The organism is Streptomyces sp. NBC_00582 (assembly GCF_036345155.1).
Lineage (GTDB): Bacteria > Actinomycetota > Actinomycetes > Streptomycetales > Streptomycetaceae > Streptomyces.
This window is the reverse complement of record NZ_CP107772.1, coordinates 1,341,554-1,364,867: the sequence shown is the minus strand read 5'-3', so window position 1 is coordinate 1,364,867 and position 23,314 is coordinate 1,341,554. Positions and strand designations below refer to the sequence as shown.

Annotated in this window: 21 protein-coding genes; 11 read left to right on the top strand and 10 right to left on the bottom strand. The window is 71.7% G+C overall.

Annotation, left to right across the window (positions count from 1 at the left end; all coding sequences use genetic code 11):
• Positions 1-9: 9 nt before the first annotated feature.
• From OG852_RS05595 to OG852_RS05580, 4 genes are read left to right on the top strand one after another with little or no spacing between them, the layout of a single operon-like run.
• Positions 10-837, top strand: a complete 828-nt coding sequence (locus OG852_RS05595; protein WP_330351402.1) for an STM4013/SEN3800 family hydrolase — start codon at positions 10-12, stop codon at positions 835-837.
• Entirely contained in the window at positions 834-2,165 is a 1,332-nt protein-coding gene (locus OG852_RS05590; protein ID WP_133916022.1) for an STM4012 family radical SAM protein, read from the top strand. Before OG852_RS05595 ends, OG852_RS05590 begins: the two co-directional genes overlap by 4 nt.
• A gap of 10 nt (positions 2,166-2,175) precedes the next feature.
• The gene (locus OG852_RS05585) at positions 2,176-3,048 is read left to right on the top strand and encodes an STM4011 family radical SAM protein (protein WP_133916023.1); all 873 of its coding nucleotides are present in this window, start codon (positions 2,176-2,178) and stop codon (positions 3,046-3,048) included.
• The gene (locus OG852_RS05580) at positions 3,045-3,929 is read left to right on the top strand and encodes a hypothetical protein (RefSeq protein WP_330347250.1); all 885 of its coding nucleotides are present in this window, start codon (positions 3,045-3,047) and stop codon (positions 3,927-3,929) included. Before OG852_RS05585 ends, OG852_RS05580 begins: the two co-directional genes overlap by 4 nt.
• A 67-nt stretch (positions 3,930-3,996) precedes the next feature.
• Here the strand turns inward: OG852_RS05580 and OG852_RS05575 are convergent, their stop codons facing one another.
• The 5 genes from OG852_RS05575 to OG852_RS05555 form a co-directional block, all read right to left on the bottom strand.
• Positions 3,997-6,024, bottom strand: a complete 2,028-nt coding sequence (locus OG852_RS05575; protein ID WP_133916025.1) for an RICIN domain-containing protein — start codon at positions 6,022-6,024, stop codon at positions 3,997-3,999.
• 116 nt (positions 6,025-6,140) lie between these two features.
• The gene (locus tag OG852_RS05570; protein ID WP_330347249.1) at positions 6,141-8,189 is read right to left on the bottom strand and encodes a beta-galactosidase; all 2,049 of its coding nucleotides are present in this window, start codon (positions 8,187-8,189) and stop codon (positions 6,141-6,143) included.
• A gap of 84 nt (positions 8,190-8,273) precedes the next feature.
• Entirely contained in the window at positions 8,274-9,614 is a 1,341-nt protein-coding gene (locus tag OG852_RS05565; protein WP_133916027.1) for an ABC transporter substrate-binding protein, read from the bottom strand.
• 100 nt (positions 9,615-9,714) lie between these two features.
• Positions 9,715-10,644: a carbohydrate ABC transporter permease gene (locus tag OG852_RS05560; protein WP_133916028.1), complete on the bottom strand. Its 930-nt coding sequence runs from the start codon at positions 10,642-10,644 to the stop codon at positions 9,715-9,717.
• A 4-nt stretch (positions 10,645-10,648) separates the two neighbouring features.
• Positions 10,649-11,575: a carbohydrate ABC transporter permease gene (locus OG852_RS05555; RefSeq protein ID WP_133916029.1), complete on the bottom strand. Its 927-nt coding sequence runs from the start codon at positions 11,573-11,575 to the stop codon at positions 10,649-10,651.
• Between the two features lie 228 nt (positions 11,576-11,803).
• Here OG852_RS05555 and OG852_RS05550 point away from each other — a divergent pair, with 228 nt between their 5' ends.
• Entirely contained in the window at positions 11,804-12,859 is a 1,056-nt protein-coding gene (locus tag OG852_RS05550) for a LacI family DNA-binding transcriptional regulator (protein WP_133916030.1), read from the top strand.
• 77 nt (positions 12,860-12,936) lie between these two features.
• On the opposite strand, the gene OG852_RS05545 is transcribed toward OG852_RS05550, so the two are convergent.
• Positions 12,937-13,602 carry a lysophospholipid acyltransferase family protein gene (locus OG852_RS05545; protein WP_330347248.1) on the bottom strand — a complete coding sequence of 222 codons (666 nt, stop codon included), beginning with the start codon at positions 13,600-13,602 and terminating at the stop codon, positions 12,937-12,939.
• 76 nt (positions 13,603-13,678) lie between these two features.
• Positions 13,679-14,119, bottom strand: coding sequence for a PPOX class F420-dependent oxidoreductase (locus OG852_RS05540; RefSeq protein ID WP_330347247.1), 441 nt, complete (start codon positions 14,117-14,119; stop codon positions 13,679-13,681).
• A 215-nt stretch (positions 14,120-14,334) separates the two neighbouring features.
• Here OG852_RS05540 and pgm point away from each other — a divergent pair, with 215 nt between their 5' ends.
• The 4 genes from pgm to OG852_RS05520 all read left to right on the top strand — a co-directional run bounded on the left by pgm (position 14,335) and on the right by OG852_RS05520 (position 18,959).
• A complete protein-coding gene (gene pgm, locus OG852_RS05535; RefSeq protein ID WP_330347246.1) occupies positions 14,335-15,975 on the top strand; it encodes a phosphoglucomutase (alpha-D-glucose-1,6-bisphosphate-dependent) in 1,641 nt (546 codons plus the stop codon).
• Between the two features lie 314 nt (positions 15,976-16,289).
• Complete coding sequence (locus OG852_RS05530) at positions 16,290-17,135, top strand: PP2C family protein-serine/threonine phosphatase (RefSeq protein WP_133916033.1); 846 nt, start codon at positions 16,290-16,292, stop codon at positions 17,133-17,135.
• Between the two features lie 51 nt (positions 17,136-17,186).
• Positions 17,187-18,188 carry an MASE1 domain-containing protein gene (locus tag OG852_RS05525; RefSeq protein ID WP_330347245.1) on the top strand — a complete coding sequence of 334 codons (1,002 nt, stop codon included), beginning with the start codon at positions 17,187-17,189 and terminating at the stop codon, positions 18,186-18,188.
• A gap of 18 nt (positions 18,189-18,206) precedes the next feature.
• Positions 18,207-18,959, top strand: coding sequence for a YqjF family protein (locus tag OG852_RS05520; protein WP_133916035.1), 753 nt, complete (start codon positions 18,207-18,209; stop codon positions 18,957-18,959).
• A gap of 94 nt (positions 18,960-19,053) precedes the next feature.
• On the opposite strand, the gene OG852_RS05515 is transcribed toward OG852_RS05520, so the two are convergent.
• Both OG852_RS05515 and OG852_RS05510 read right to left on the bottom strand, forming a co-directional pair.
• Positions 19,054-20,232 carry a phytanoyl-CoA dioxygenase family protein gene (locus tag OG852_RS05515; protein WP_330347244.1) on the bottom strand — a complete coding sequence of 393 codons (1,179 nt, stop codon included), beginning with the start codon at positions 20,230-20,232 and terminating at the stop codon, positions 19,054-19,056.
• A gap of 103 nt (positions 20,233-20,335) precedes the next feature.
• Positions 20,336-20,509 (bottom strand): hypothetical protein, encoded by a 174-nt coding sequence (locus OG852_RS05510; RefSeq protein ID WP_330347243.1) that lies wholly within the window; start codon positions 20,507-20,509, stop codon positions 20,336-20,338.
• Positions 20,510-20,551: 42 nt separating this feature from the next.
• Between OG852_RS05510 and OG852_RS05505 the strand changes: the two genes are divergently transcribed.
• Both OG852_RS05505 and OG852_RS05500 read left to right on the top strand, forming a co-directional pair.
• Positions 20,552-21,184, top strand: a complete 633-nt coding sequence (locus tag OG852_RS05505; RefSeq protein ID WP_133918081.1) for a TetR/AcrR family transcriptional regulator — start codon at positions 20,552-20,554, stop codon at positions 21,182-21,184.
• Between the two features lie 58 nt (positions 21,185-21,242).
• Positions 21,243-22,916 (top strand): FAD-binding dehydrogenase, encoded by a 1,674-nt coding sequence (locus tag OG852_RS05500; RefSeq protein WP_133918080.1) that lies wholly within the window; start codon positions 21,243-21,245, stop codon positions 22,914-22,916.
• 7 nt (positions 22,917-22,923) lie between these two features.
• Here OG852_RS05500 and OG852_RS05495 read toward each other — a convergent pair whose 3' ends face one another.
• Complete coding sequence (locus OG852_RS05495; RefSeq protein ID WP_133918079.1) at positions 22,924-23,271, bottom strand: DUF488 domain-containing protein; 348 nt, start codon at positions 23,269-23,271, stop codon at positions 22,924-22,926.
• Positions 23,272-23,314 lie beyond the last annotated feature (43 nt).

Below are 23,314 nucleotides of genomic sequence, written 5' to 3'. Positions count from 1 at the left end.
ACGCCCGACATGAGGGGTGTCGTCGGCCGTCACGACATCCTCCTGGTCACCCTCGACACCCTGCGCTACGACGTGGCCGCGGAGCTGGCGGAGGCGGGCCGCATCCCGCGTCTCGCCCGGTACCTCCCGGGCGGCCGCTGGGAGAAGCGGCACGCGCCGGGCAGCTTCACCTACGCGTCCCACCAGGCGATCTTCGCCGGCTTCCTGCCGACCCCGGCCGCGCCCGGACCGCACCCGCGGCTGTTCGCGGCGCGCTTCGCCGGCAGCGAGACCACCGCCGACGGCACCTTCGTCTACGACACCCCCGACCTGGTCTCCGGACTGGCGAAGGCCGGGTACCACACCGTGTGCGTCGGGGGAGTGGGCTTCTTCAACCAGCAGGGCCCGCTCGGCTCGGTGCTCCCCGGACTGTTCCACGAGGCCCACTGGACACCGGAGTTCGGCGTCACCTCACCGCACTCCTTCGAGAACCAGGTCGCCTGCGCGGAACGCGTGATCGGTGAACTCCCGCCGGACCGGAAGCTGTTCCTCTTCGTGAACGTCTCCGCCCTGCACCAGCCGAACTGGTTCCACCTGCCCGGCGCGACCCGCGAGGCCGGCGACACCCGCGAGACCCACGCCGCAGCCCTGGAGTACGTCGACCGGCACATCGGCCGGCTCCTCGCCGCCGCGAGCAGCAGACGCCGCTGCTTCGCGATCGTCTGCTCCGACCACGGCACCGCCTACGGCGACGACGGCTGGACCGGCCACCGCCTCGGCCACGAGTCGGTGTGGACCGTGCCGTACGCCCACTTCTTCCTGGACCCCGCCGACGACCGTGCCGAGGCCGCCGTATGACCACCGCCCGGCTGACCAGCCCCTACCAGCACTACGTCTACGCCTACCCGCACAAGACGGCCTACCGCGGACTCGACGACCGGCCCTCGCTCGCGCGTCTGTGGGCGTCCGAACCCAAGGACGCGCTCTCCCTCTATCTCCACATACCGTTCTGCGAGGTCCGCTGCGGCTTCTGCAACCTCTTCACCCGCATCGGCGCCCCTGACGGTCTGACCGGCGCCTACCTGGACGCCCTGGACCGTCAGGCGACCGCCGTACGGGACGCCCTCGGGGACACCGAGGAGGTCCGGTTCGCCACGGCCGCCTTCGGCGGCGGCACGCCCACCTTCCTCACCGCCGCCGAGCTGGAGCGGCTCTGCGACATCGCCGAGCACCGCATGGGCGCCGATCTGCGCGCGGTCCCGCTGTCCGTGGAGGCCTCACCCGCCACGGCCACCGCCGACCGGCTCGCCGTCCTGGCCGAGCGCGGCACCACCCGGCTCAGCCTGGGCGTCCAGAGCTTCGTCGAGTCCGAGGCCCGGGCCGCCGTACGCCCGCAGCGCCGCGCCGACGTCGAGACCGCCCTCACCCGTATCCGCGACGCGCGCATCCCGGTCCTCAACATCGACCTCATCTACGGCATCGACGGCCAGACCGAGGCGAGCTGGCTGCACTCCCTGGACGCGGCCCTCGCCTGGCGCCCCGAGGAGCTCTACCTCTACCCGCTCTACGTCCGCCCCCTCACGGGCCTCGACCGCCGCGCCGGCACCGGCCCGGACCCGGCCTGGGACGAGCAGCGGCTGACCCTGTACCGGGCCGGCCGCGACCATCTCCTCGCGCACGGCTACACCCAGCAGTCCATGCGGATGTTCCGCCGCGCCGACGCCCCGCCCCAGGGCGCCGACGACTACGCCTGCCAGACAGACGGCATGATCGGCCTGGGCTGCGGAGCCCGCTCCTACACCGCGGGACTGCACTACTCCTTCGACTACGCGGTCGGCATGCACGAGATCCGCGGCATCATCGACGACTACGTGGGCACGGCCGACTTCGCCCACGCCGAGGTCGGCCACCCCATGACCCCCGACGAGTCCCGCCGCCGTCACCTCCTGCAGTCCCTGCTGCAGGCCGAGGGCCTCCGGGTCGCGGACTACCGCGCCCGCTTCGGCAGCGATCCCACCGAGGACTTCGGACCGCAGCTCGCCCGGTTCGCCGACCGGGGCTGGCTGACGGACGACTCCGGGCTCGTGCGGCTCACCGCCGAGGGCCTCGCCCACTCCGACGCCATCGGCCCCGAGCTGTTCTCCCCGGCCGTACGCGCCGCGATGGCCGCCTACGAGCGGAAGTGACCGGCCGGCCATGGACCTGACCCTCCTCTACCGGGGCCCGCTCGCCTCCTGCGACTACGACTGCCCCTACTGCCCGTTCGCCAAGCGCCGCGACTCCACCGCCCAACTGCGCGCCGACCGCGCCGCGTTGGCACGCTTCGCGGCCTGGGCCACCGCACAGACGGACGACCGGCTCTCCCTCCTGTTCACCCCGTGGGGCGAGGGCCTGGTCCGCTCCTGGTACCGGCGCACCCTCACCGAGCTGTCCCACCTCCCGCACATCCGCCGCGTCGCCGTCCAGACCAACCTCAGCTGCCGCACGGACTGGCTCGCCGACGCCGACCCGGAGACGCTGGCCCTGTGGTGCACGTACCACCCGGGCCAGACCCCGTACGACCGCTTCCTCACCAAGTGCCGCGACCTCGCCGACCGGGGCGTCCGCTTCAGCGTCGGAGTCGTCGGCCTGCCCGGACACCTGAACGCGGCGCGCCGACTGCGCGCCGACCTGCCCGCGCACGTCTACCTGTGGATCAACGCGGCCGAGGGCCACACCTACACCGACCCCGAGGCCGAGGACTGGACCGCCCTCGACCCGCTCTTCCCCTACAGCCGCCACCCGCACCGCAGCGCCGGACTGCCCTGCCGCACCGGTGAGTCGGTGATCTCGGTCGACGGCGAGGGCACGGTCCGCCGCTGCCACTTCGTGCGCGCGGAACTCGGCAACCTCTACGACGGCTCCTACCGCTCCGCCCTGCGCCCCCGCCCCTGCCCGCTCGCCGTCTGCGACTGTCACATCGGCTACGTCCACCTGGAGACCCTGCCCCTGTACGACGTCTTCGCCGGAGGCGTCCTGGAACGCATCCCGGCGGCCGAGCGGCCCGACGGGGTCATACTGCCGTCATGACGACCCCTCGGCACCCGGGTGCGCCGCCCGCCCGACCCCTGCGGGTGCGCACCCGCTGGTCGCGCCTGGAGTTCGACGGGCACACCGTCTCCCTGACGCGGCGTACCTGGCCCCTCCCCTGGGGCCGCACCTCGCGGATACCGCTGGAGCAGGTGCTGGTCCTCGACATCCCCCGCAGGCGCAAGAACCGGGACAACATGCCGCGCGAGCTCTACACCCTCGTCGTGCACCTGGACCAAGGGGGGCCGCGCAAGATACCCGTCACGGTGGGGAGGACGGGGCGCGCCCTGAGGCGCTGCCGCTGGTTCGCGAACTGTGTGAACGAGGCACTTACCGAGCAGGCACGGCTCCTCCTGGCGGCTCGCGATCCCTCCGCGCCGCAGTTCCCCACCCCCCGGGAGGACTGGTACACCGTACGGCTCCAGCGGGCGCTGGACGACTCCCCGACCGGACCGCACAGCGACTGGGCGGCGACGGCCTTTCCCCGCCCGGGGGACGTGCTGCTGGGGGAACTGCTCGAGGCCGGCCTGCTGGCCGAGTGGTGGCGGTCCGTGCGCACGCCGGTGACGCCGCTCGACTGGGCGCCGCGTGCCGACGTCCTGCTGCGCTGGAGCCGCACGGCGTACTACGACCACTTCCGGCCGAGCACCCGGTGGGACCGGCACTTCGACCGGGCGGACTGGGGCCCGGTGCTGGGCGGAGCGCGGCACCGGCTGCTCAAGGCCGCGGTCCGGCACGCCTACGACCACCCCGACCTGGAGATCGGGGACCGGCCGTGGGTACTGCGCAGGCTGTGGCGATGGGCGGGCTTCGACGAGTACCTCGTCGCACGGCACGCTCAGGACCGGCTGGCGTTGATCGAGTACGGCGGACGCCCGTGAGTGTGCCGACGCGGACCGCCCGCCGACGCGCGGTGGGCGCGTGGGCGGGCGGCTTCCGGGAGAGGTGTTACGGAGTCACGTCCGTGACCCTCCAGCGCTGGTTGGAGCCGGAGTTGGGCTGCCAGGTGGTCACGGCGGCCCCCTCGTTGGTGGCCTGACCGCCGACCTCGAGGACACGGGAGGTGGCCGCGTTGATCAGCGTCCAGGTCCCGTCACCGGTGGTCGACATGATCCACTCGGTCGCCGGGTCGCGCTCACCGGTGTCGGGCTCGACGACCGGCACGTTGTCGCGGACGGCGAGCCGCTTGCCCTCGGCCGGGTTGGCGAAGACGTACCGCTGACGGTTGCCCTTCTTGCCGTGGCGCGCGTCGAGCTGCCACTCCTGCGCGACCGTGCCGTTGGCCGAACCGATGACCAGGTTGGTGCCGTTGGCGCCGACGGTGACCGCCTTGCCGCTCTGCACCCCGGTCAGCGTGTAGGAGTGACCCTTGCTGAAGAGCCCCGCGTTCTTCGCGACGCCCGAGACACCCTTGACGGAGAAGGAGGTCACGGACTGGGCGGGCACGGTGTAGGTGGCGTGGCCGTCGACGACCTTCACCGGGGCCTGCCGCACAAGCTTGCCGTCGGCGCTGGTCACGGTCGGTGTGACGGTCGCGTCGCCCTTGATCGTGCGGAACTTCGACAGGTCGATGGTGACCGTACGGGCCGCGGTGGTGGAGTTGACGTGGACCAGCGAGGCGCCCTTGCCGTCCTTCGTCACCGCCGCGGCGCTGGAGGTGTCGTCCACCTTGATCAGCTTGTCGCCGGGCTTGATGAAGTGCGTGAAGTTGCGGGCCGTGTCGAACTTGGTGTTCGTGTGGATCGGGCACGACTGGAGCGTGTCCGCGGAGGTGCAGCTGAACGGGAGCTGGATGGAGCCCCAGTTGCCGCCCTTGGCGGACTCGCCGCCCGGCTTCATGTTGTCGTAGTCCTCGACCGGCTGCCAGAACACCCAGGCCTTGGGCTCCAGTTCGCGCAGGTCGTTGACGATCTGCTGGGCGAGGCCGAGACCGGGGCGCATGTCGGTGAAGCTCTGCCCGTCGCCCCAGTCGCCCTCGACCTCGCTCATCCACAGCGGCTTGTCGGCGGCCTTGGCGAGGTCGCGCACGGTGGTGCGCTGCCCGGTGCCGTAGGTGTGGACGTTCATCTGCCCGACGGCGTCCTTGGAGGCCTGCGAGTAGGCGTTCCAGTTGGTCGAGAAGATGCTCGGGTTGGTCTCGTCCATCGCCGAGATGTCCGCCTTGACCTTGGCCTTCTTCAGCGCGGCGGGAAGCGCGGCGAGCACCTTCTGCTGGAGCTCGGGCCCGATGTGGGCGCCCTCCTGCCGGCCGCCGACGGGCTGGCCGTCCGCGCCCAGACGGGTGCTCCAGTAGCCGGTGTTGGGCTCGTTGAACGGGTCGATCGTGTCGACCTTGATGCCCTCGGACTTCTCCAGGAGCTTGGTCGCCCCGGCGAGATAGGCGGCGAAGTCGTCGACCGAGCCGGTCTTGAGCTGGTCGGCGTTGGCGTTGAACCCGCCCGAGACATAGCCGCTGACGGTCATGAACCACGGCGGCGAGTTGCTGAACGTCTCCCAGTGGTCGATGTCGTTCTTGATGCGGTTCACCCACCAGCGCTGGGTGGCGTCGGCGTCCTTGTTCCAGTCCGCCGGGTCGTCCGCGCTCCACCAGTCGGTGTCCGTCCTGGTGGTGCCCGCGGGCGCCTTCCACCAGCCCTCGACGGCACCGCCCGCGCGGAGGTAGTCCTTCACGTCCGGCGCGTTGCCGCCGCCGATGTTGTACCGGGCGATGTTCAGGGCGAGCCCGTCGTCGCCGAACAGCAGCTTCGCGAGCTTCTCGCGGATCGCGGGCGGATAGTCGCCGGTCGCGTTGGCGAACCAGACCAGGCTGGTGCCCCAGCCCTCGAATTCGTCCTGCTGGTACGACGGGTCCGGCGTCACGGTGACGGCGGCGTCGGCCTGTGCCTGAGCGGGGACGCTCAGCAGGGCGGCCCCGGTGGCCAGGGCGGTCAGCGCGGCGGCCCCCAGGGACCGTCTGCTACGGGTACGGCGTGCCATCGATGCTCCCAACTGCGGTGCGGTCGCTGTGGTGGGCCCCTCCGCCGTGCGGGCAGGAGGGGATGGCCCGCGGCACGGGTCAGGCCGTGCCGGGGAGTCGTGGGGTGCTTCTCTCGTTACGCGGTGGCCTGGCGCAGTACGGCGACCGCGCGCGGCCCGAGGACCAGGGCGCCGTCCGTGCGCTCGCCCCCGACCAGGACGTCACCCGCGAGGCCGGGCACCGGCACGGCCGTGTCGGTGCGGTTGACCAGGAACAGGAACCGTTCCCCCGCCCCGCGGCGCACGGTCAGCTCGACCCGGCCCCGCGCCTCCTCGGGGAGTTCGCTGCTCACCCCGGCCGGCTCCAGCAGCCGCGGCAGCAGCGAGCGCAGTCCGTCGACACCGAGCCGCGTGGAGACGTAGGAGGCGGAACCCGTGCCCGTGGTGCGGCGGGTGATCGCGGGGCGGCCGGTGTGCACTCCGCCGCGGTAGCGGGCGAGGACCTCGGTGTCGGAGTCGTCGGTGACGGTGATCCGGTCGGTCCACAGGGTGCCGGGGCCGGCGCCGTCCAGTTCGACGCTCTCCCCGGCGAGCAGCGGTCCGAACTCCTCGATGCGGATGCCGAGCAGATCGCGCAGGGCACCCGGGTAGCCGCCGAGCCAGACGTGGTCGTTCTCGTCGACGACCCCGGAGAAGTAGGTGGTGATCAGATGGCCGCCCTGCTCGGCGTACCGCGTGAGCTCCTTGGCGAGTCCGGCGGGTACGACGTGCAGCACGGGCGCGATCAGCACCTGGTGGCGGGAGAGGTCGGCGCGGGTGGTGACCAGGTCGGCACGGACGCCGAGGGCGAGGAGCGCCGAGTACCAGTCGAGCGCCTCCTGCCGGTAGTCGAGCAGCGAGGTGGGGTGCGAGTCCTGCTCGCTCGCCCACCAGGAGTCCCAGTCGTAGAGGATGCCGACGGCCGCGGTCTCCCGCTCCGAACCGGCCACCGGGGCCAGCGCCTTGAGGGTGGCGCCGAGGTCGGCCACGGCGCGGAAGACATCGCTGTCGGCGCCGGCGTGCGGGACCATCGCCGAGTGGTACTTCTCCGCGCCGGCCGCCGACTGGCGCCACTGGAAGTAGCACACCGCGTCGGCACCGTGCGCCACGTGCAGCAGCGCGTCACGGGCGAGCTCGCCGGGCCGCTTCGCCACGTTCACCGGCTGCCAGTTGACCGCGCTGGTGGAGTGCTCCATCAGGAACCAGGGCCGGCCGGAGGCGATGCCGCTGGTCAGGTTGGCGGAGAAGGACAGCTCGTCGCGGTCCTGCGGGCCGGGGTGGACGTAGTGGTCGTTGGAGACGAAGTCGATCTCGCCCGCCCAGTCCGGGTAGTTCATGCCCTTGGTGCCGCCCATCACCATGAAGTTGGTGGTGACCGGGACGTCCGGTGTGATCTCCCGCAGGATCTCCCGCTCCGCGATCAGATGGTCCTTCAGCGCGTCCGAGGAGAACCGCTTGAAGTCCAGCTGCTGGGTCGGGTTGGGGTGCGAGGCGGCCAGCCGCGGGGGCAGGATCTGCTCCCAGTCGCTGTACCGCTGCGACCAGAACGCCGTGCCCCAGGCGTGGTTGAGGGCGTCCAGCGAGCCGTAGCGGGCGCGCAGCCAGACGCGGAAGGCGCGGGCGGCGTCGTCGGAGTGGTCGTAGACGTTGTGGCAGCCCAGCTCGTTGGAGACGTGCCAGGCGACCAGCGCGGGATGGTCCTTGTAGCGGTTCGCGATCTCCCGGACCAGGCGCAGGGCGTGCTCGCGGAAGACCGGCGAGGTGGGCCGCCAGTGCTGACGGGCGCCCGGCCACAGCGTCTCGCCGTTCGCGGTGACCGGCAGGATCTCGGGGTGGGCGGTGGTCAGCCACGGCGGCGGGGAGGCGGTCGCGGTCGCCAGGTCGACGCCGATGCCGCCCGCGTGCAGCAGGTCCATGACCTCGTCGAGCCAGCCGAAGTCCCAGGTGTCCGGGCCGGGCTGGATCCGGGCCCAGGAGAAGATCCCCACGGAGACGACGGTCACGCCGGCCTCCCGCATCAGCCGGACGTCCTCCTCCCACACGTCCCTGGGCCACTGCTCGGGGTTGTAGTCGGCGCCGTAGGCCAGTCGCGGAGCGGCGTCACCGTCCGCCCCGCGCAGCATGCGGGACTGGAGGGTGGAGATCATGGCGGTCCTTCCGAAGGGTGGTGCACGGGGGCGGCGCGGCCCGCAGACCGCGCCGCCCGGCGTTGACGTACTGCTGCGCGAGAACTACTTCTCGATGGTGAAGCCCTGCTCCTGGCCGTACTTGACGGAGGCGTCCTGCCAGGCCTTCAGACCGTCCGCCAGCGTGGTGGACGAGACGTAGGCCTTGCCGACCGTGTCGTTGAAGATCGAGTTGGCGTACGGCTGGAAGGGCAGGTACGACCAGTCGTCGGCGACGTTGGCGGCCGACTCGGCGAAGATCTCGTTGGCCTTCTGGCCGCCGAAGTACGGGAACTCCTTGTTCTTGAACTCGGTGGACTGCAGCTCCGCGACGGTCGCCGGGAAGGCGCCCTCGCTCACCCGGGTGGCCACACCGTCACCGGCGTTCGCGTACTCGACGAAGGCGTAGGCGAGTTCCTTGTTCTTGCCCAGCGCGGGCAGCGCGAGGGAGGAGCCGCCGTTCTCGGCGCTCGCCTTGTCGCCCTTGGTCCAGGCCGGCATGGCGGCGGCGCGCCAGTCGCCCTTGGCGTTCGGGACACCGGTCTCGAAGTTGGCGGGCATCCAGGCGCCGGTGGCCAGGGTGGCGATGGTGCCGTCGCCGAGGCCCTTGTACCAGTCGTCGGTCCAGCCGGTGACCGGGGCGAGCAGCTTCTCGCTGATCAGCTTCTGCCAGACGGTCTCGAACTTCTTGGCGCCGGCGTCGTCGAAGTTGATGGCGACCTTGGTGCCGTCGACCTTGTAGGGGCGCGAACCGGCCTGCCACAGCATGGAGGTGGTGAAGCCCGCGTCGCCGGTGTCGTTGGCGATGTACGCCTTCGGGTCGGCCTTGTGCAGCTTGCGGGCCGCGTCCAGGTACTCGTCCCAGGTGGTCGGGACGGCGATCTTGTACTTGTCGAAGACCTTCTTGTTGTAGAACAGCGCCATCGGACCGGAGTCCATCGGCAGGCCGTAGACCTTGTCGCCGTCGCTGACGGCGTTCCACGGGCCGGGCGTGTACTTGGAGGCGAGCTTCGCCGCGCCGTAGGGGGCGAGGTCGCTCAGGCCCTTGGTGAGGGAGTACTGGCCGAGCGCGAAGTACTCGACCTGCGCGACGTCCGGGACGCCCTTGCCGGCGGAGATGGCGTTCGACAGGGCGGTGTAGTGCTTGTCGCCCGACCGCTCGCTGACCAGGTTGATCTTGACCTTGGGGTACTTCTTCTCGAAGTCGGCGGCGACCGACTTCAGGGTGGGCTCCCAGGCCCAGACGGTGACCGAGCCACCCTTCTTCAGGGCCGCCTGGATGTCACCGGCGGAGACCGCCTTGGTGTCCGAGCTGTCGTCGTCCGAGCCGCCGCAGGCCGTGGCGCCCAGGGCCAGGGTGGAGAGGAGGGCGAGGCCGCGCAGCAGGCGGCCGGTCTTTCCGCGCATGAAGGTGCTTCCACTTCTTCGTGGGTGGGACAGGTGAGGGTGGGGGTTGCGCAAACGCTGGGTGGAACGTGGGGTATCGGGGCGGCCGGGGCCGCGGGGGTCACTCCTTGACGCTTCCGGCGGCGAGACCGGACTGCCAGTACTTCTGGAGGAAGAGGAAGGCGGCGATCAGGGGGAGGATCGTGAGCAGGGAGCCGGTGATCACCAGATTGAAGATCACGTCACCGCCGATGGTCTGCGCCTGGGAGCTCCAGGCGCTCAGACCCAGCGTCAGCGGGTACCAGTCCGGGTCCTTCAGCATGATCAGCGGGAGGAAGTAGTTGTTCCAGGTGGCGACCGTGGTGAACAACAGCACGGTCACGATCCCCGGGGCCAGCAGCGGCAGGGCCACCTGGAAGAAGGTCCGCACCTCGCTCGCGCCGTCCATCCGGGCCGCCTCCAGCAGCTCGGTCGGGATCGCCTCCGCGGCGAACACCCACATCAGATAGAGACCGAACGGCGACACCAGCGACGGGATGATCACCGCCCAGGGGGTGTCGGTGAGCCCCATCTTGCTGAACATCAGGAAGGTCGGCACCGCCAGCGCCGTGCCCGGTACGGCGACCGCGCCGATCACCACGGCGAAGACCGCGCGCTTGCCGGGGAAGTCGAACTTCGCCAGCGCATACCCGCCCAGCACCGCCAGCAGCGTCGCGCCGCCCGCGCCGAGCACCACGTACAGCAGGGTGTTGAGCAGCCAGCGGCCGAAGATGCCGTCGTGGTAGGTGAAGGCGTCCCGGATGTTGTCCCACAGGGCGAAGTCGTGGGCGAACCAGAGCCCGTTGGACTCGGCCAGACCCGACTGGGTCTTCGTGGAGTTGATGACCAGCCAGATCAGCGGCACCACGGTGTAGAGGACCATCAGGGCCATCAGCACCGTCAGCAGCACACTGCGCTTCGGCTTGCCCGGGGTGTGCTTCGCGCGGGGGGTCCGCAGCTTGGGGGCGGTGTTCTTCGTCTTCGCGGGGGAGGCGGTGACAGAGGTGCTCATCGGGTCACGCTCCCTTGCGCATGCCGCGCAGCTGGACGGCGTAGGCGACGACCATCGTGATGACGCCCATGATGATGGCCACCGTCGCGGAGTAGTTGTGCTGCTGGCCGTTGAAGGACAGCGAGTACGTGTAGAAGTTCGGCGTGTAGTCCGTGGTGATGGAGTTCAGCGCCAGGGGGCGCAGGATGCTGGGCTCGTTGAAGAGCTGGAAGCTGCCGATGATCGAGAAGATCGTCGCGATGACGAGCGCGCCCCGGATCGCGGGCAGTTTGATCGAGCCGATGATCCGCCACTGACCCGCGCCGTCGATCTCCGCCGCCTCGTACAGCGAGGTCGGGATGACCCGCAGCGCCGAGTAGAAGATCAGCATGTTGTACCCGACGAACTCCCAGGTCACGATGTTGCCGATGGAGGCGAGCACCCAGCCGGGGGAGAGCAGGTCGGGCAGCGTGACACCGAACGCGGAGTTGATGTCGCCCACCAGGCCGTACTTGGTGCCGTACATGAAGCCCCACATCAGGGTGGCGACCACGGCGGGCACGGCGTACGGCAGGAAGATCGTGATCCGGAAGAAGCTCTTGCCGTAGAGCCGGCCGCTGTCCAGGGCCAGCGCCACCAGCAGGGCGATGCCCAGCATGATCGGTACCTGAACCGCGAGGAAGATCGCCACCCGGCCGACCGCCGACCAGAACGCGTCGTCCTTCAGGGCCTGCGTGTAGTTGTCCAGGCCGACGAACTGGTTGCCGCCGATGAGCTGGTTGCGGAAGAGGCTGAGGTAGATCGAGTAGGCGATCGGGGCCAGGAAGACCAGCGCGAACACGGCCACGAAGGGACCGATGAAACCCCACCCCGCCCAGGAGCGTCGGTCCCGTCTCGCCGGGGGCGGTGCCGGCCGCGGCTCGGCGGCCACCGGCGGTTGCAGCGTCGTCATGTCGTTCCTCGCTCGTGCAGGTTGGGAACCAGCGGTGGGAGCGGAGATGTCCGACCGCCCCACCGGGACCATGATGTTTACGTAAACATCGGCCACGCAAGAGCCCTGGCGGACTGTTATGTTTACGTAAACATTGGATGGCGGCATGTCTACACTGCCCTGATTACGATGGTCAAGGGTCCTTTGGGGAGACCGTGGCACTGGTGCGGACAGAGAGGCGGGCACGCCATGGAGATGGCTGAGAGAACCCCGGCGAAGACGCCGAGGCGTGGCCGGCCCACCGCCTCCATGGCCGATGTGGCGCGCCTGGCGGGGGTCTCCTCGCAGACCGTCTCCCGGGTGTCCAACGGTTACGCCGGTGTGAACGAGGAGACCCGGCGGCAGGTGCTCGCCGCGATGAAGGAGCTGGGCTACCGGCCCAACAGCGCGGCCCGCGCCCTCAAGCGCGGGGAGTTCCGCACGATCGGTGTGATCACCTTCTCGCTGTCCTCCACGGGCAACGTCCGCACGCTGGAGGCCATCGCCACCTCCGCCGCCGCCGAGGGGTACGCGGTGACGCTGCTGCCGGTCGCCCTGCCCACGCAGGACGAGGTGCGGGGCGCGTTCAGCCGGCTCGAGGAGCTGGCGGTCGACGCGGTGATCGTGATCATGGAGGTGCATCTGCTGGACGCGGCGACGATCATGCTGCCGCCGTATGTGCAGGTGCTCGTCGTCGACTCCGACGCGGGGGACCACTACACGGTCGTCGACACCGACCAGGCGGGCGGCAGCCGCACCGCCGTACGGCATCTGCTCGACCTCGGACACGAGACGGTGTGGCATCTCGGCGGGCCCGAGGACTCCTTCGCGGCGCAGCGGCGCACGGACGCCTGGCGGGCCGCGCTGACCGACGCGGGGCGTACGGCTCCGCCGCTGATCCGGGGGGACTGGTCGGCGGAGTCGGGGTACCGGGCCGGGCTGGAGCTGGCCGCGCGCGAGGACTGCACCGCGGTGTTCGTCGCCAACGACCAGATGGCGTTGGGGCTGCTGCGGGCCTTGCAGGAGCGGGGGCGGCGGGTGCCCGAGGACGTGAGTGTCATCGGGTTCGACGACATTCCGGAGGCGGGGTCGTTCATGCCGCCGCTCACCACCGTGCACCAGGATTTCGCGGAGGTGGGGCGGCTGTGTGTGCGGGCGGTGCTGCGGAAGATGCGGGATCCCGATGACGGGGCTCGGGGGACGACGCTCGTGCCCACGCGGTTGGTGGTGCGGTCGAGTACGGCTCCGCCGTCGGGGGGCTCGTAGTTTTCGGGGCGCGGGTGCGCGGGGCTTGATCGCGCGGTTCCCCGCGCCCCTGGTGGCGGGGCGTCGCCCCGCCGTCGTCAGTGTGAGGCGGTGAGGGCCGGCTCTCCCGCTGCTCTGACCGCCGTGCGCCAGGCTGCCGTCACCGCCTGGTGGGCCGCTCTCGTGCCGCGGTCCGTTTCGGCGGGCAGGCGGATCGGGGCGCCGACGTGGACGTGGCAGCGGGGGCGGCGGAGCGGGGCCGTGAGGGTGCCGGCGAGTTGCTTCGTGGGGGAGCCGGAGGCGATGCGGCGGGCGCCGGCGTGGCCGATCGGGACCACCATCGCGCCGGTCGTCCGGGCCAGGCGGGCCAGGCCGGTGCGGAAGGGCTCCGGGGGAGTGGGGGCCGCGTCCCTGCGGCGGGGCAGGCCGCCCTCGCCGTAGAGGAGCACATGGCGGCCGCCGGCCAGGGCCTCGGCGGCCGCGTCCAGGGCGAGCGCGGCGTGGGCCGTGCCCCGGTGGACCGGGATGTGTCCCTCGCGGCTGAGCGCCCTGCCGAGGACCGGGATCCGCCACAGGCCCGCCGTGGCCAGCACCACCGGCCGCAGGTCGAAGCTGCGCAGCGCGGCCATCACGACCGCCGGGTCGGCCAGGGAGTCGTGGTTGGCGACGAAGATGGTCCCCTCGGGCAGGCGCATCTTGATCTCACTCGTGACGGTGAGGCGCCCGAAGAACGGGGTCAGGGCGATGACGGTGCGACTGAACACGGGCCGGCCTCTCGACGGGTGATGATCCGTTCATAGTTTCGCGGGTGGCGAGGGCCGGGCGCCTGAGTACGGATACTCAAGGCGAGGGGCGATCGACGTTCCGGGAGCGGGCGCGGTCGTCGTCCGGTTCGAGGTGCCAGCTCAGGACCCGCCGCGGGTGGATGCGGATCACCTCGTTGCTGAAGAACTCGGGGGCCATGGGAGGGGCGTCGAGCGTGAGGACCTCGGCGTGGCCGCGGATCTCCACGCCCCGGCCCCAGCCGGGCGCGATCGGGTCGTCGGCGGGTGCCATGTCGTCGATCACCAGGGAGACTCCGGGGCGGGCCTGGGCGTTGCGGTACTTCTGGCTGCGGGAGAGCGCGGGCCCGCCGATGTCGATCGTGTCGTCGTCGTTCAGGACGAAGCCGACCGGGCGCACCTGCGGGCCCCCGTCCGGGCCGGTGGTCGCGAGGCGGGCGAGGGGCTGGGCGGCCAGGTAGGCGCGTTCCGCGGGAGTGAAGACGTGGGTCGTCGGCATGGCCCCGACGCTAGGACCTCGAGTGTGGTTGAGGTCAAGGCGTTCCGGCGCCCGGGGCCCGCGTCGTCGCGCTGGGGTCGTTGGCGCGCAGTCCGCCGGGCCGCTGGAGGAGAGGCGGTCGGCGAGTGCCCCGCGGGCCACGTCGCGGGTGATCACCCCGGCAGGGGAAGATGGAACCGCAACCCAATGGTCAACCGACATGGAGGAGCGGGCACATGCAGCACGAGCGAGCGGGTCGGCCGGCCGGCCCCGAGGATCTCGTCGACGTCGCCCGGCTGGTCACCGCGTACTACGCGCTGCACCCCGACCCGGCCGACCCCGCCCAGCGCGTCGCGTTCGGCACCTCGGGCCACCGCGGCTCGTCCCTGAACACCGCCTTCAACGACGACCACATCGCCGCGACCAGCCAGGCGATCTGCGAGTACCGCGCCGCGCAGGGCACCGACGGCCCGCTCTTCCTCGGCGCCGACACCCACGCCCTGTCCGAGCCCGCCCGGGTCACCGCCCTGGAGGTGTTCGCGGCCAACGACGTCACCGTGCTGATCGACAGCGCCGACGGCTACACCCCCACCCCGGCCGTCTCGCACGCGATCCTCACCCACAACCGCGGCCGCACCACCGGTCTCGCCGACGGCGTGGTCGTCACCCCCTCGCACAACCCGCCCGCCGACGGCGGCTTCAAGTACAACCCGCCGAGCGGCGGCCCGGCGGGTTCCGACGCCACCTCCTGGATCCAGGACCGGGCCAACGACATCATCGCCGCCGGCCTGAAGGACGTACGGCGCATCCCGTACCCGCGGGCGCTCGCCGCGCCCACCACCGGGCGTCACGACTTCCTCGGCGCGTACGTCGCCGATCTCCCCGCGGTCCTGGACCTGGACGCGATCCGCGCCGCCGGGCTCCGGATCGGCGCCGACCCGCTCGGCGGGGCCTCGGTCGCCTACTGGGGCCGGATCGCCGAGCAGCACCGGCTGGACCTGACCGTGGTCAACCCGCTCACCGACCCCACCTGGCGGTTCATGACGCTGGACTGGGACGGCAAGATCCGTATGGACTGCTCCTCGCCGTACGCGATGGCCTCGCTCATCGACCAGCGGGACCGGTTCCGGATCGCCACCGGCAACGACGCCGACGCCGACCGGCACGGCATCGTCACCCCGGACGCCGGACTGATGAACCCCAACCACTACCTGGCCGCCGCCATCGCCTACCTCTACGCCCACCGCGAGCAGTGGCCCGCCGACGCGGGGGTGGGCAAGACGCTGGTGTCCTCGTCGATGATCGACCGGGTCGCCGCCGATCTCGGGCGCCGGCTCGTCGAGGTGCCCGTCGGCTTCAAGTGGTTCGTGGACGGCCTGGTCGACGGCTCGCTCGGCTTCGGCGGGGAGGAGTCGGCCGGCGCGTCCTTCCTGCGCCGCGACGGCTCCGTGTGGACGACCGACAAGGACGGGATCATCCTGGCGCTGCTCGCCTCCGAGATCACCGCGGTCACCGGGAAGACCCCCTCGGAGCACTACGCCGGCCTGACGGAACGCTTCGGCGAGCCGGTCTACGCCCGCATCGACGCGCCCGCGACCCGCGAGGAGAAGGCGCTGCTCGCGAAGCTCTCGCCCGCGCAGGTCACCGCCGACACGCTGGCCGGAGAGGCGGTCACCGGGGTGCTCACCGAGGCCCCCGGCAACGGCGCGGCGCTCGGCGGCATCAAGGTGACCACGGCCAACGCCTGGTTCGCGGCCCGCCCCTCCGGCACGGAGGACGTCTACAAGATCTACGCCGAGTCGTTCCTGGGCGCCGACCACCTCGGCCGGGTCCAGGAGGAGGCCAGGGGCGTGGTCATGACGGCCCTGGGAGGCTGAGAAGCCTCCTTCGGCGGCGAGCCGCTGGTATGTCGTGACGTTCCACACCCGAGGGCGATCCGACGCTGCCCGTTCCGGCTGGTCAGCGCGATCGCCCCGGCGCCGAACACCGATCCGTCGTGCCCGCGGAGCGGTACAGAACGGCCGTTGTCTGACACGCCATCACCAGGGTGGACATGAGCGGGAGTTGGCGGGGCAGGTCGGCCGGGGCGTTCATCGTGCGGGTGGGGTTCGCCGGGGCGGGCATGAGGCGTCCGGGCGGAATCCGTTACGTCCGGATATGATCCCCTCAACGTAAAATGCGAGGTAGATCGATGTCCCGCAAGCGTCCCCCGGACGAAGGCGACGAGCTGCTGGCGCGGCTCGGCTCGCTGACCGCCCAGGCGCGCGAGCGCGCGGAACTGCAACGCTCCCGCGTCGAGCTGGCCCTCGCCCTGCAGCGCGGCATGCTGCCCAGGGACCTGCCCGTCGCCCCGGGGTTCCGGCTGGCCGTCCAGTACGCACCCGCCTGCTCCGGCCTCAACGTCGGCGGCGACTGGTACGACGCCTTCACCCTGCCCGACGGCCGCATAGGCCTGTCGATCGGCGACGTCCAGGGCCACAACATCGAGGCGACCGCGTTCATGGGACAGGTCAGGGTCGGGCTGCGGGCGCTCGCCTCCGTCACCGGGGAGCCCGGCGAGCTCCTCGCCCGTACCAACGACCTCCTGCTCTCCCTGGGCGGCGATCTCTTCGCCACCTGCACCTTCATGCGGCTCGACCCGGCCGGCGGGGTTCTGGAGAGCGCCCGGGCCGGACACATCCCCTGCGTCTGGGCGACGGCGGACGGCAAGTCGGGCATAGCCGAGGACGAGGGCGGACCGCCCCTCGGTGTCGCCGCCGGCATCGACTACCCGGTCACCCGCTACCGCCTCACCCAGGGCGGGGTCTTCGTCCTGCTCACCGACGGTGTCGTCGAGGGCCCCCGCCTCAGCGTCGAGGAGGGCCTGGACCAGGTCGTACGCCTCGCCGGCGTCGCCGCGGTGGCCGGCCTGGAGGCCGGGGCCCTCGCCTCCGCCGTGATCAGGGGCGCCGAACGCTCCGGACACGAGGACGACGCGGCGGTGCTGGTGGTCGGCCACGACGGGCTCCTCACGGACCTCCCCCGGATGCAGCCGTAGAGCCCGGACGGCTCCCTCCTCACCTCGCCGAGCGCGCCCGGACGGTGTCTGATGGCTGCTGTGGTGGGTATCCGGGACCTCGATCCGCGCCGGACGGCGATCTACGCCGTCCAGGTGCTCACGGTCGCCGTCTGCTACTACGGGGCCGGACGGCTCGGGCTCATGCGCCAGCTCGTCGTCGAGGGCGCCGTGTTCACCCCCATCTGGCCGCCCACCGGCGTCGCGGTCGCCTCCCTGCTGATCCTCGGCGTGCGCGCCTGGCCGGGCATCGCCCTCGGCGTCCTTCTCGTCATCGTGTCCATCACCACCCTGCGCCCCGTCGCGCTCGTCAACGTGGCCGGCAACACGGCCGCCCCCGTGTGCGCCTACCTCCTGCTGCGCAAGGTCGGCTTCCGCACCGACCTCGCCCGCTTGCGCGATGGCCTCGCCCTGGTCTTCCTGGCCGCGCTCACCTCGATGCTGCTGAGCGCGAGCGTCGGCGTGGGCCTGCTGACCCTCATCGGCAGGATCGACCCGGATTCCTTCTGGCCGGTCTGGCTGGGATGGTGGGTGGGGGACGCGATGGGCGTCCTGATCGTCACACCCGTCCTGCTCCTCCTCCGGACGGCCCGCCGCCCCCTGCTGCTGACCCGCTGGAAGGAGGCCGCGGGCCTCGCGGTGATCTGCCTCGCCCTCGTCCCGCTGGCCACCCGCAGCGAGGTCAGCCTGCTCTTCCTCGTCTATCCGCTGCTGATCTGGGCCGCCCTGCGCTTCCTGCTGGCCGGCAGCATGCTGTGCGCGCTGTTCACCTCCGTCATGGCGACCGTCGCCGCGACGGACCGCACCGGGCCGTTCGCCCGCCTCAGCCGCGTCGAGGTGATGATCAAACTCCAGGCCTTCAACGGCACGATGGCCCTGACCGCCCTCCTCCTGTCGGCCGTGATCATGGAACAGCGCAACACCCGGCGCTCGGTGGAACGGGCCTGCCAGGAACTGGTCGAGGTGCTGGAACACCTCACGGCGGGCGAGGCTCCGCCCGCCCGGACGCCGAAGACACCGGACCACGAGCGCTGAGCCTGGCATGCTGGCGCCGTGCACGAGCCAGCCCCGGTCACCCCCGACGCCCCCGGCCGCATCACCTTCCCGCTGCTCACCCAGCAGTGGCTCGACCTGTGCTTCCTCCACTGGGCCGTCGCCCCGCGGACCGTGGCGGGGCTGCTGCCGCGCGGCACCGTCCCCGACACCCACGAGGGAAGCTCGTACGTCGGACTCGTCGCCTTCCGGATGCACCGGGTCGGCTGGTTCCGGCTGCCCGGGGTGCCGTATCTCGGATCCTTCCCGGAGACCAACGTCCGGCTGTACTCGCTCGACGCGCACGGACGGCGCGGCGTGGTCTTCCGGTCGATGGACGCGGCGCGGCTGATCCCGGTGGCGATGGGGCGGGCCGGCTTCCGGCTGCCGTATCTGTGGTCCCGGATGAGCGTGCGCACCGACGGCGACACCGTCACGTACCGCAGCCGGCGCCGCTGGCCCGGTCCGCGTGGGGCGTACAGCCGGATCACGGTGCGCCCCGGCGCGCCCGTCGAGGAGCCGACCGGCCTCGAGCACTTCCTCACCGCCCGGTGGGGGATGCACAACGCCTTTTTCGGCGGGGCCGCCTATCTGCCCAACCACCATCCGCGCTGGCCCCTGCACCGCGCCGAGCTGATCACGTGCGAGGAGAACCTGATCGCCGCGGCGGGCCTGCCCGCGCCGCGCGACGCCCCGGTCAGTGTCCTGTACTCCCCCGGCGTACCGGTGCGCCTGGGCCGCCCGGCCCACCCGGCAGGCCTTCCGACGCCCTGACCACGTGGCCCGGTCGGGCCGCCCCGTCGCCTTGTTCGTGGGCGGTGCCCGGTGCACCGGGGCGCTCGCGGCGGGGCCCTTGGCGCACGCCGGTTCAGCTCCTGCGCCGCGCCGCGCCCGCCGCCAGTTCGCGCCGCAGCCGCTCCGGCTCCCAGCCCTCGGTGACCGCCTGCCAGAGGGTGTCCGCCTGGGAGGGCGGGGCGAGGCCGTCGACCGGCGGGTCGAGGTCGAGATCGGTGGGGAACGGGTAGCCCTCGGCGGTGGCGGCGACCACGCGCCGCAGCCATTCCTCGGCGGCCCCCTCGGCCCTGCGCTCCCGCAGCACCGGGAACACCGCGTTCGCCATGGCCTCCCGGTCGACGGTCTCCATCGCGCGGCCGAACGCGGAGGAGATCTGCAGCAGATTGGCCATCCGCCGGATGCCGGAGGAGACGTTGTGCCCGGCCGCGTGGAACAGCGCCGGGTTGAAGAAGGCCGCGTCCCCCTTCTCCAGCGGAAGCTGGACGCGGTGGGCGTCGAAGTACTCGATGAACCGCGGCAGCCGCCAGGCGAGGTAGCCGGGCTCGAACTTCTGCGAATGCGGCAGGTACAGGGTGGGACCGGACTCCACGGGCATGTCGCAGTGGGCGACCGCGCCCTGGAGGGTCAGCACGGGCGACAGCCGGTGCACCTGCGCCGGGTACGCGGCGGCCTGCGCCCGGGACAGGAAGCCGAGGTGGTAGTCGCGGTGCGGGCTCTGCGCCGCACCACCCGGGTTGACCACGTTGACCTGCGAGGTCACCTGATAGGCGGGGCCGAGCCAGGCCTCGGCGATCAGCTCCAGCAGGTCGTTGGCGTAGTAGTCCGCGAACACCTCCGGCGCCCGCACGGCCATCTTCTCCAGCGCGTTCCACACCCGGTCGTTCGCGCCGGGCCTGGCGAAGTGGTCTCCGCGGGCCGTGCCCGAGGCGCGCTCCTCCGCGATCAGCGTCCGGAACGCCTCCGACGCCCGGTCGACGACGGCCGGATCGGTGAAGGCGCCCTTGAGGACCACGACACCGGGGCCGTCCAGCAGGCACCGCACCAGTTCGCTCTGCGCCTCGCGGCGGCCGTCGGCGGTGGCGGCCAGGTCCCGCAGCCGGGCGCTGTCGTAGAGCGGGACGTTCTGTTCGATCCGCAGGGCCGAGGGGTGGTCGGCGGGGTCGGTGCGCTGCTCCACGAGCGAGCGGAACGCGTCGAGATCACAGTCCTCCTCGGTCAGCCAGGTCCGGGAGCGCACAGGGGTGGGGAACATCGCGGGTCCTTTCGCAGCCTCGCTCTGCGGCCAGTCTTGCGAGGCCGAACCCGTCATTCAAGGCTGAAATACACATCAAAAACACATCAGGTATCACTGAGGATCAGGCGGTACCCACGCCTTCGTTCGGGTCGGCGCCGCCCTCGGCCCCGCCGTCTTCGGCGCCCCGCCGTCCACGAAGGCCGTCGGCGCCCTGCCGGGTCACCTCGCCGACGCGGGCCTGAGCGGCCCGGCGGTGCGGCAGGTCACCGATCGCGTACGAACCCTTTCGATACATGAATGCATCCGATACATTCGCGTATCGAACGGAGGTCCGACGGTGGCGACGGAACAGAACGAACGGGCGACCGGCCGGGTCACCCGGCGCCGGGTGCGCACCCGGGCCAACCTGCTCGACGCCGCGTTCGCCGTGTTCGCCGCCAAGGGCTTCGGCCGGGTCTCCATCGAGGAGGTCTGCGAGGCCGCCGGCTACAGCAGGGGCGCCTTCTACTCCAACTTCGCGACCCTGGACGAGCTGTTCTTCGCGCTCTACCGGGAACGCGCCGACCTGATCGCCCAGCAGGTCGCCGACGCCCTCGCCGGCGACGGCCCCGACCTCGACGTACCGGCCTCCGTGGACCGGGTCACCGAGGTGCTGCTCCTCGACCTCGACTGGCTGCTGGTGAAGACGGACTTCCTGGTGCACGCGGCCCGCGACCCGGCCGTCGCCCAGACCCTCCTGGAACACCGGGCCCGGCTGCGCCGCGCGATCGCCGACCGGCTCGCCCGCGCCCGCGGCCACATCCCGCTGCCCGCCGTCCTCGGCGACGCCGACTCCGCCGCCCACGCGGTCGTCGCCGCGTACGACGGCGTCACCACCCAACTGCTGCTGGACAAGGACGTGGACACCGCCCGCGCCTGGCTCAAACAACTGCTCACCGCGCTGCTGACCGACGGCAGCGCCCCCCAATAGCACCCCCGAACAGCATCCCATCGCAGCTTCCCCGTCAGAGAGAAGGGCAACGGTCGCCATGGACGCGGACGTCATCGTCGTCGGAGCGGGCCTCGCGGGCCTCGTCGCGGCGCACGAACTCACCAGCAGGGGCAGACGAGTCGCCCTGGTCGACCAGGAGAACGCCGCCAACCTCGGCGGCCAGGCGTTCTGGTCCTTCGGCGGACTGTTCCTCGTCGACTCCCCGGAACAGCGCCGCCTCGGCATCAAGGACTCCCTCGACCTCGCCTGGAACGACTGGCAGGGCAGCGCGCAGTTCGACCGGACCGAGGACGAGGACTCCTGGGCGGTGCGCTGGGCCCGCGCCTACGTCGAATGGGCGGCGGGGGAGAAGCGGACCTGGCTGACCGGGCACGGCATCAGCCTGCTGCCCACCGTCGGCTGGGCCGAGCGCGGCGACCTGCGCGCCGACGGACACGGCAACTCCGTCCCCCGCTTCCATGTCGCCTGGGGCACCGGAACCGGCGTCGTCGAGCCGTTCGCCCGCTACGCCAAGCAGGCCGCGAAGGACGGTCTGCTGACCTTCCACCACCGCCACCGCGTCGACGAACTGGTCGTGACGGACGGCGCCGCCCGCGGTGTACGCGGCACGGTCCTCGCGCCCGACGACTCCGCGCGCGGCGTCGCCTCCAACCGTGACGCGATCGGCGCGTTCGAGCTGACCGCCCAGGCCGTCGTCGTCACCAGCGGCGGCATCGGCGCCAACCACGAGATCGTGCGCCGCTACTGGCCCGAGCGCCTGGGCACCCCGCCCGCCGAGATGGTCACCGGCGTGCCCGCCTACGTCGACGGCCGCATGCTCGACATCAGCGCCGAGGCCGGCGTCCGTCTCGTCAACCGCGACCGCATGTGGCACTACACCGAGGGCATCCAGAACTGGGACTCCATCTGGCCCGGCCACGGCATCCGCATCCTGCCCGGCCCGTCCTCGATGTGGTTCGACGCGCTCGGCCGCCGGCTGCCCGACCCCTGCCTGCCGGGCTACGACACCCTCAACACCCTCAAGCACCTGCGCACCACCGAGGACATCGCCGGACACGACCACTCCTGGTTCGTCCTCAGCCAGAAGATCGTCGAGAAGGAGTTCGCGCTCTCCGGCTCCGAGCAGAACCCCGACATCACCGCCAAGGACCGCCGCGCGGTCCTGCGCGACCGGCTGCTCGGCAAGGGCGCCCCCGCCCCCGTGCAGGCGTTCCTCGACCACGGCGCGGACTTCGTCGTCGCCGACACCCTCGACCGGCTCGTCGAGAAGATGAACGCCCTCACCGACAAGCCGCTGCTCGACGCCGACGGACTGCGCCGCCAGATCCGCGCCCGCGACCTGCAGATCGACAACCCCTACAGCAAGGACGCCCAGGTGCAGGGCATCCGCAACGCCCGCCGCTACATCGGCGACCGCCTCGGCCGGGTCGCCACCCCGCACCGCATCCTCGACCCCGAGGCCGGCCCGCTGATCGCCGTCAAGCTGCACGTCCTCACCCGCAAGACGCTCGGCGGCATCCAGACCGACCTCGACTCCCGGGCCCTCGGCGCCGACGGCCGGCCGATCGAGGGCCTGTACGCGGCCGGCGAGGTCGCAGGCTTCGGCGGCGGCGGAGTCCACGGCTACAACGCCCTCGAAGGCACCTTCCTCGGCGGCTGCCTGTTCTCGGGCCGCGCGGCGGGCCGGGCGGCGGCACGGCAGACCGGCTGACCCGCCGTCAGCCCAGCAGCCCCAGCAGCACGGCCGCGTGGCTCTCCTCGGGGGACTTCGCGGCCGTCAGCAGGGTCACCGGCCCCTCCCGGACCAACGCACGGACGTGGTCGAGGAGTTCGGCCGCCTCGGGGGCGGCCAGCTCCGCCTCGTAGCGGCGGGAGAACTCCTCGTACGACGCCTCGCCGGTGTGGTACCAGCGACGCAGCTCCGTCGAGGGGGTCATCGCCTTGGGCCATTCGTCGATCCTGGCCACGTCCTTGGCCAGGCCGCGCGGCCACAGCCGGTCGACGAGGACACGCACCCCGTCCTCGGGCTCGGGCGGTTCGTAGACACGGCGTACACGGACAGTCATGCCGCCCGAGCGTAGGGCCTGCCCGCGGTCGTCCCCCGACGCC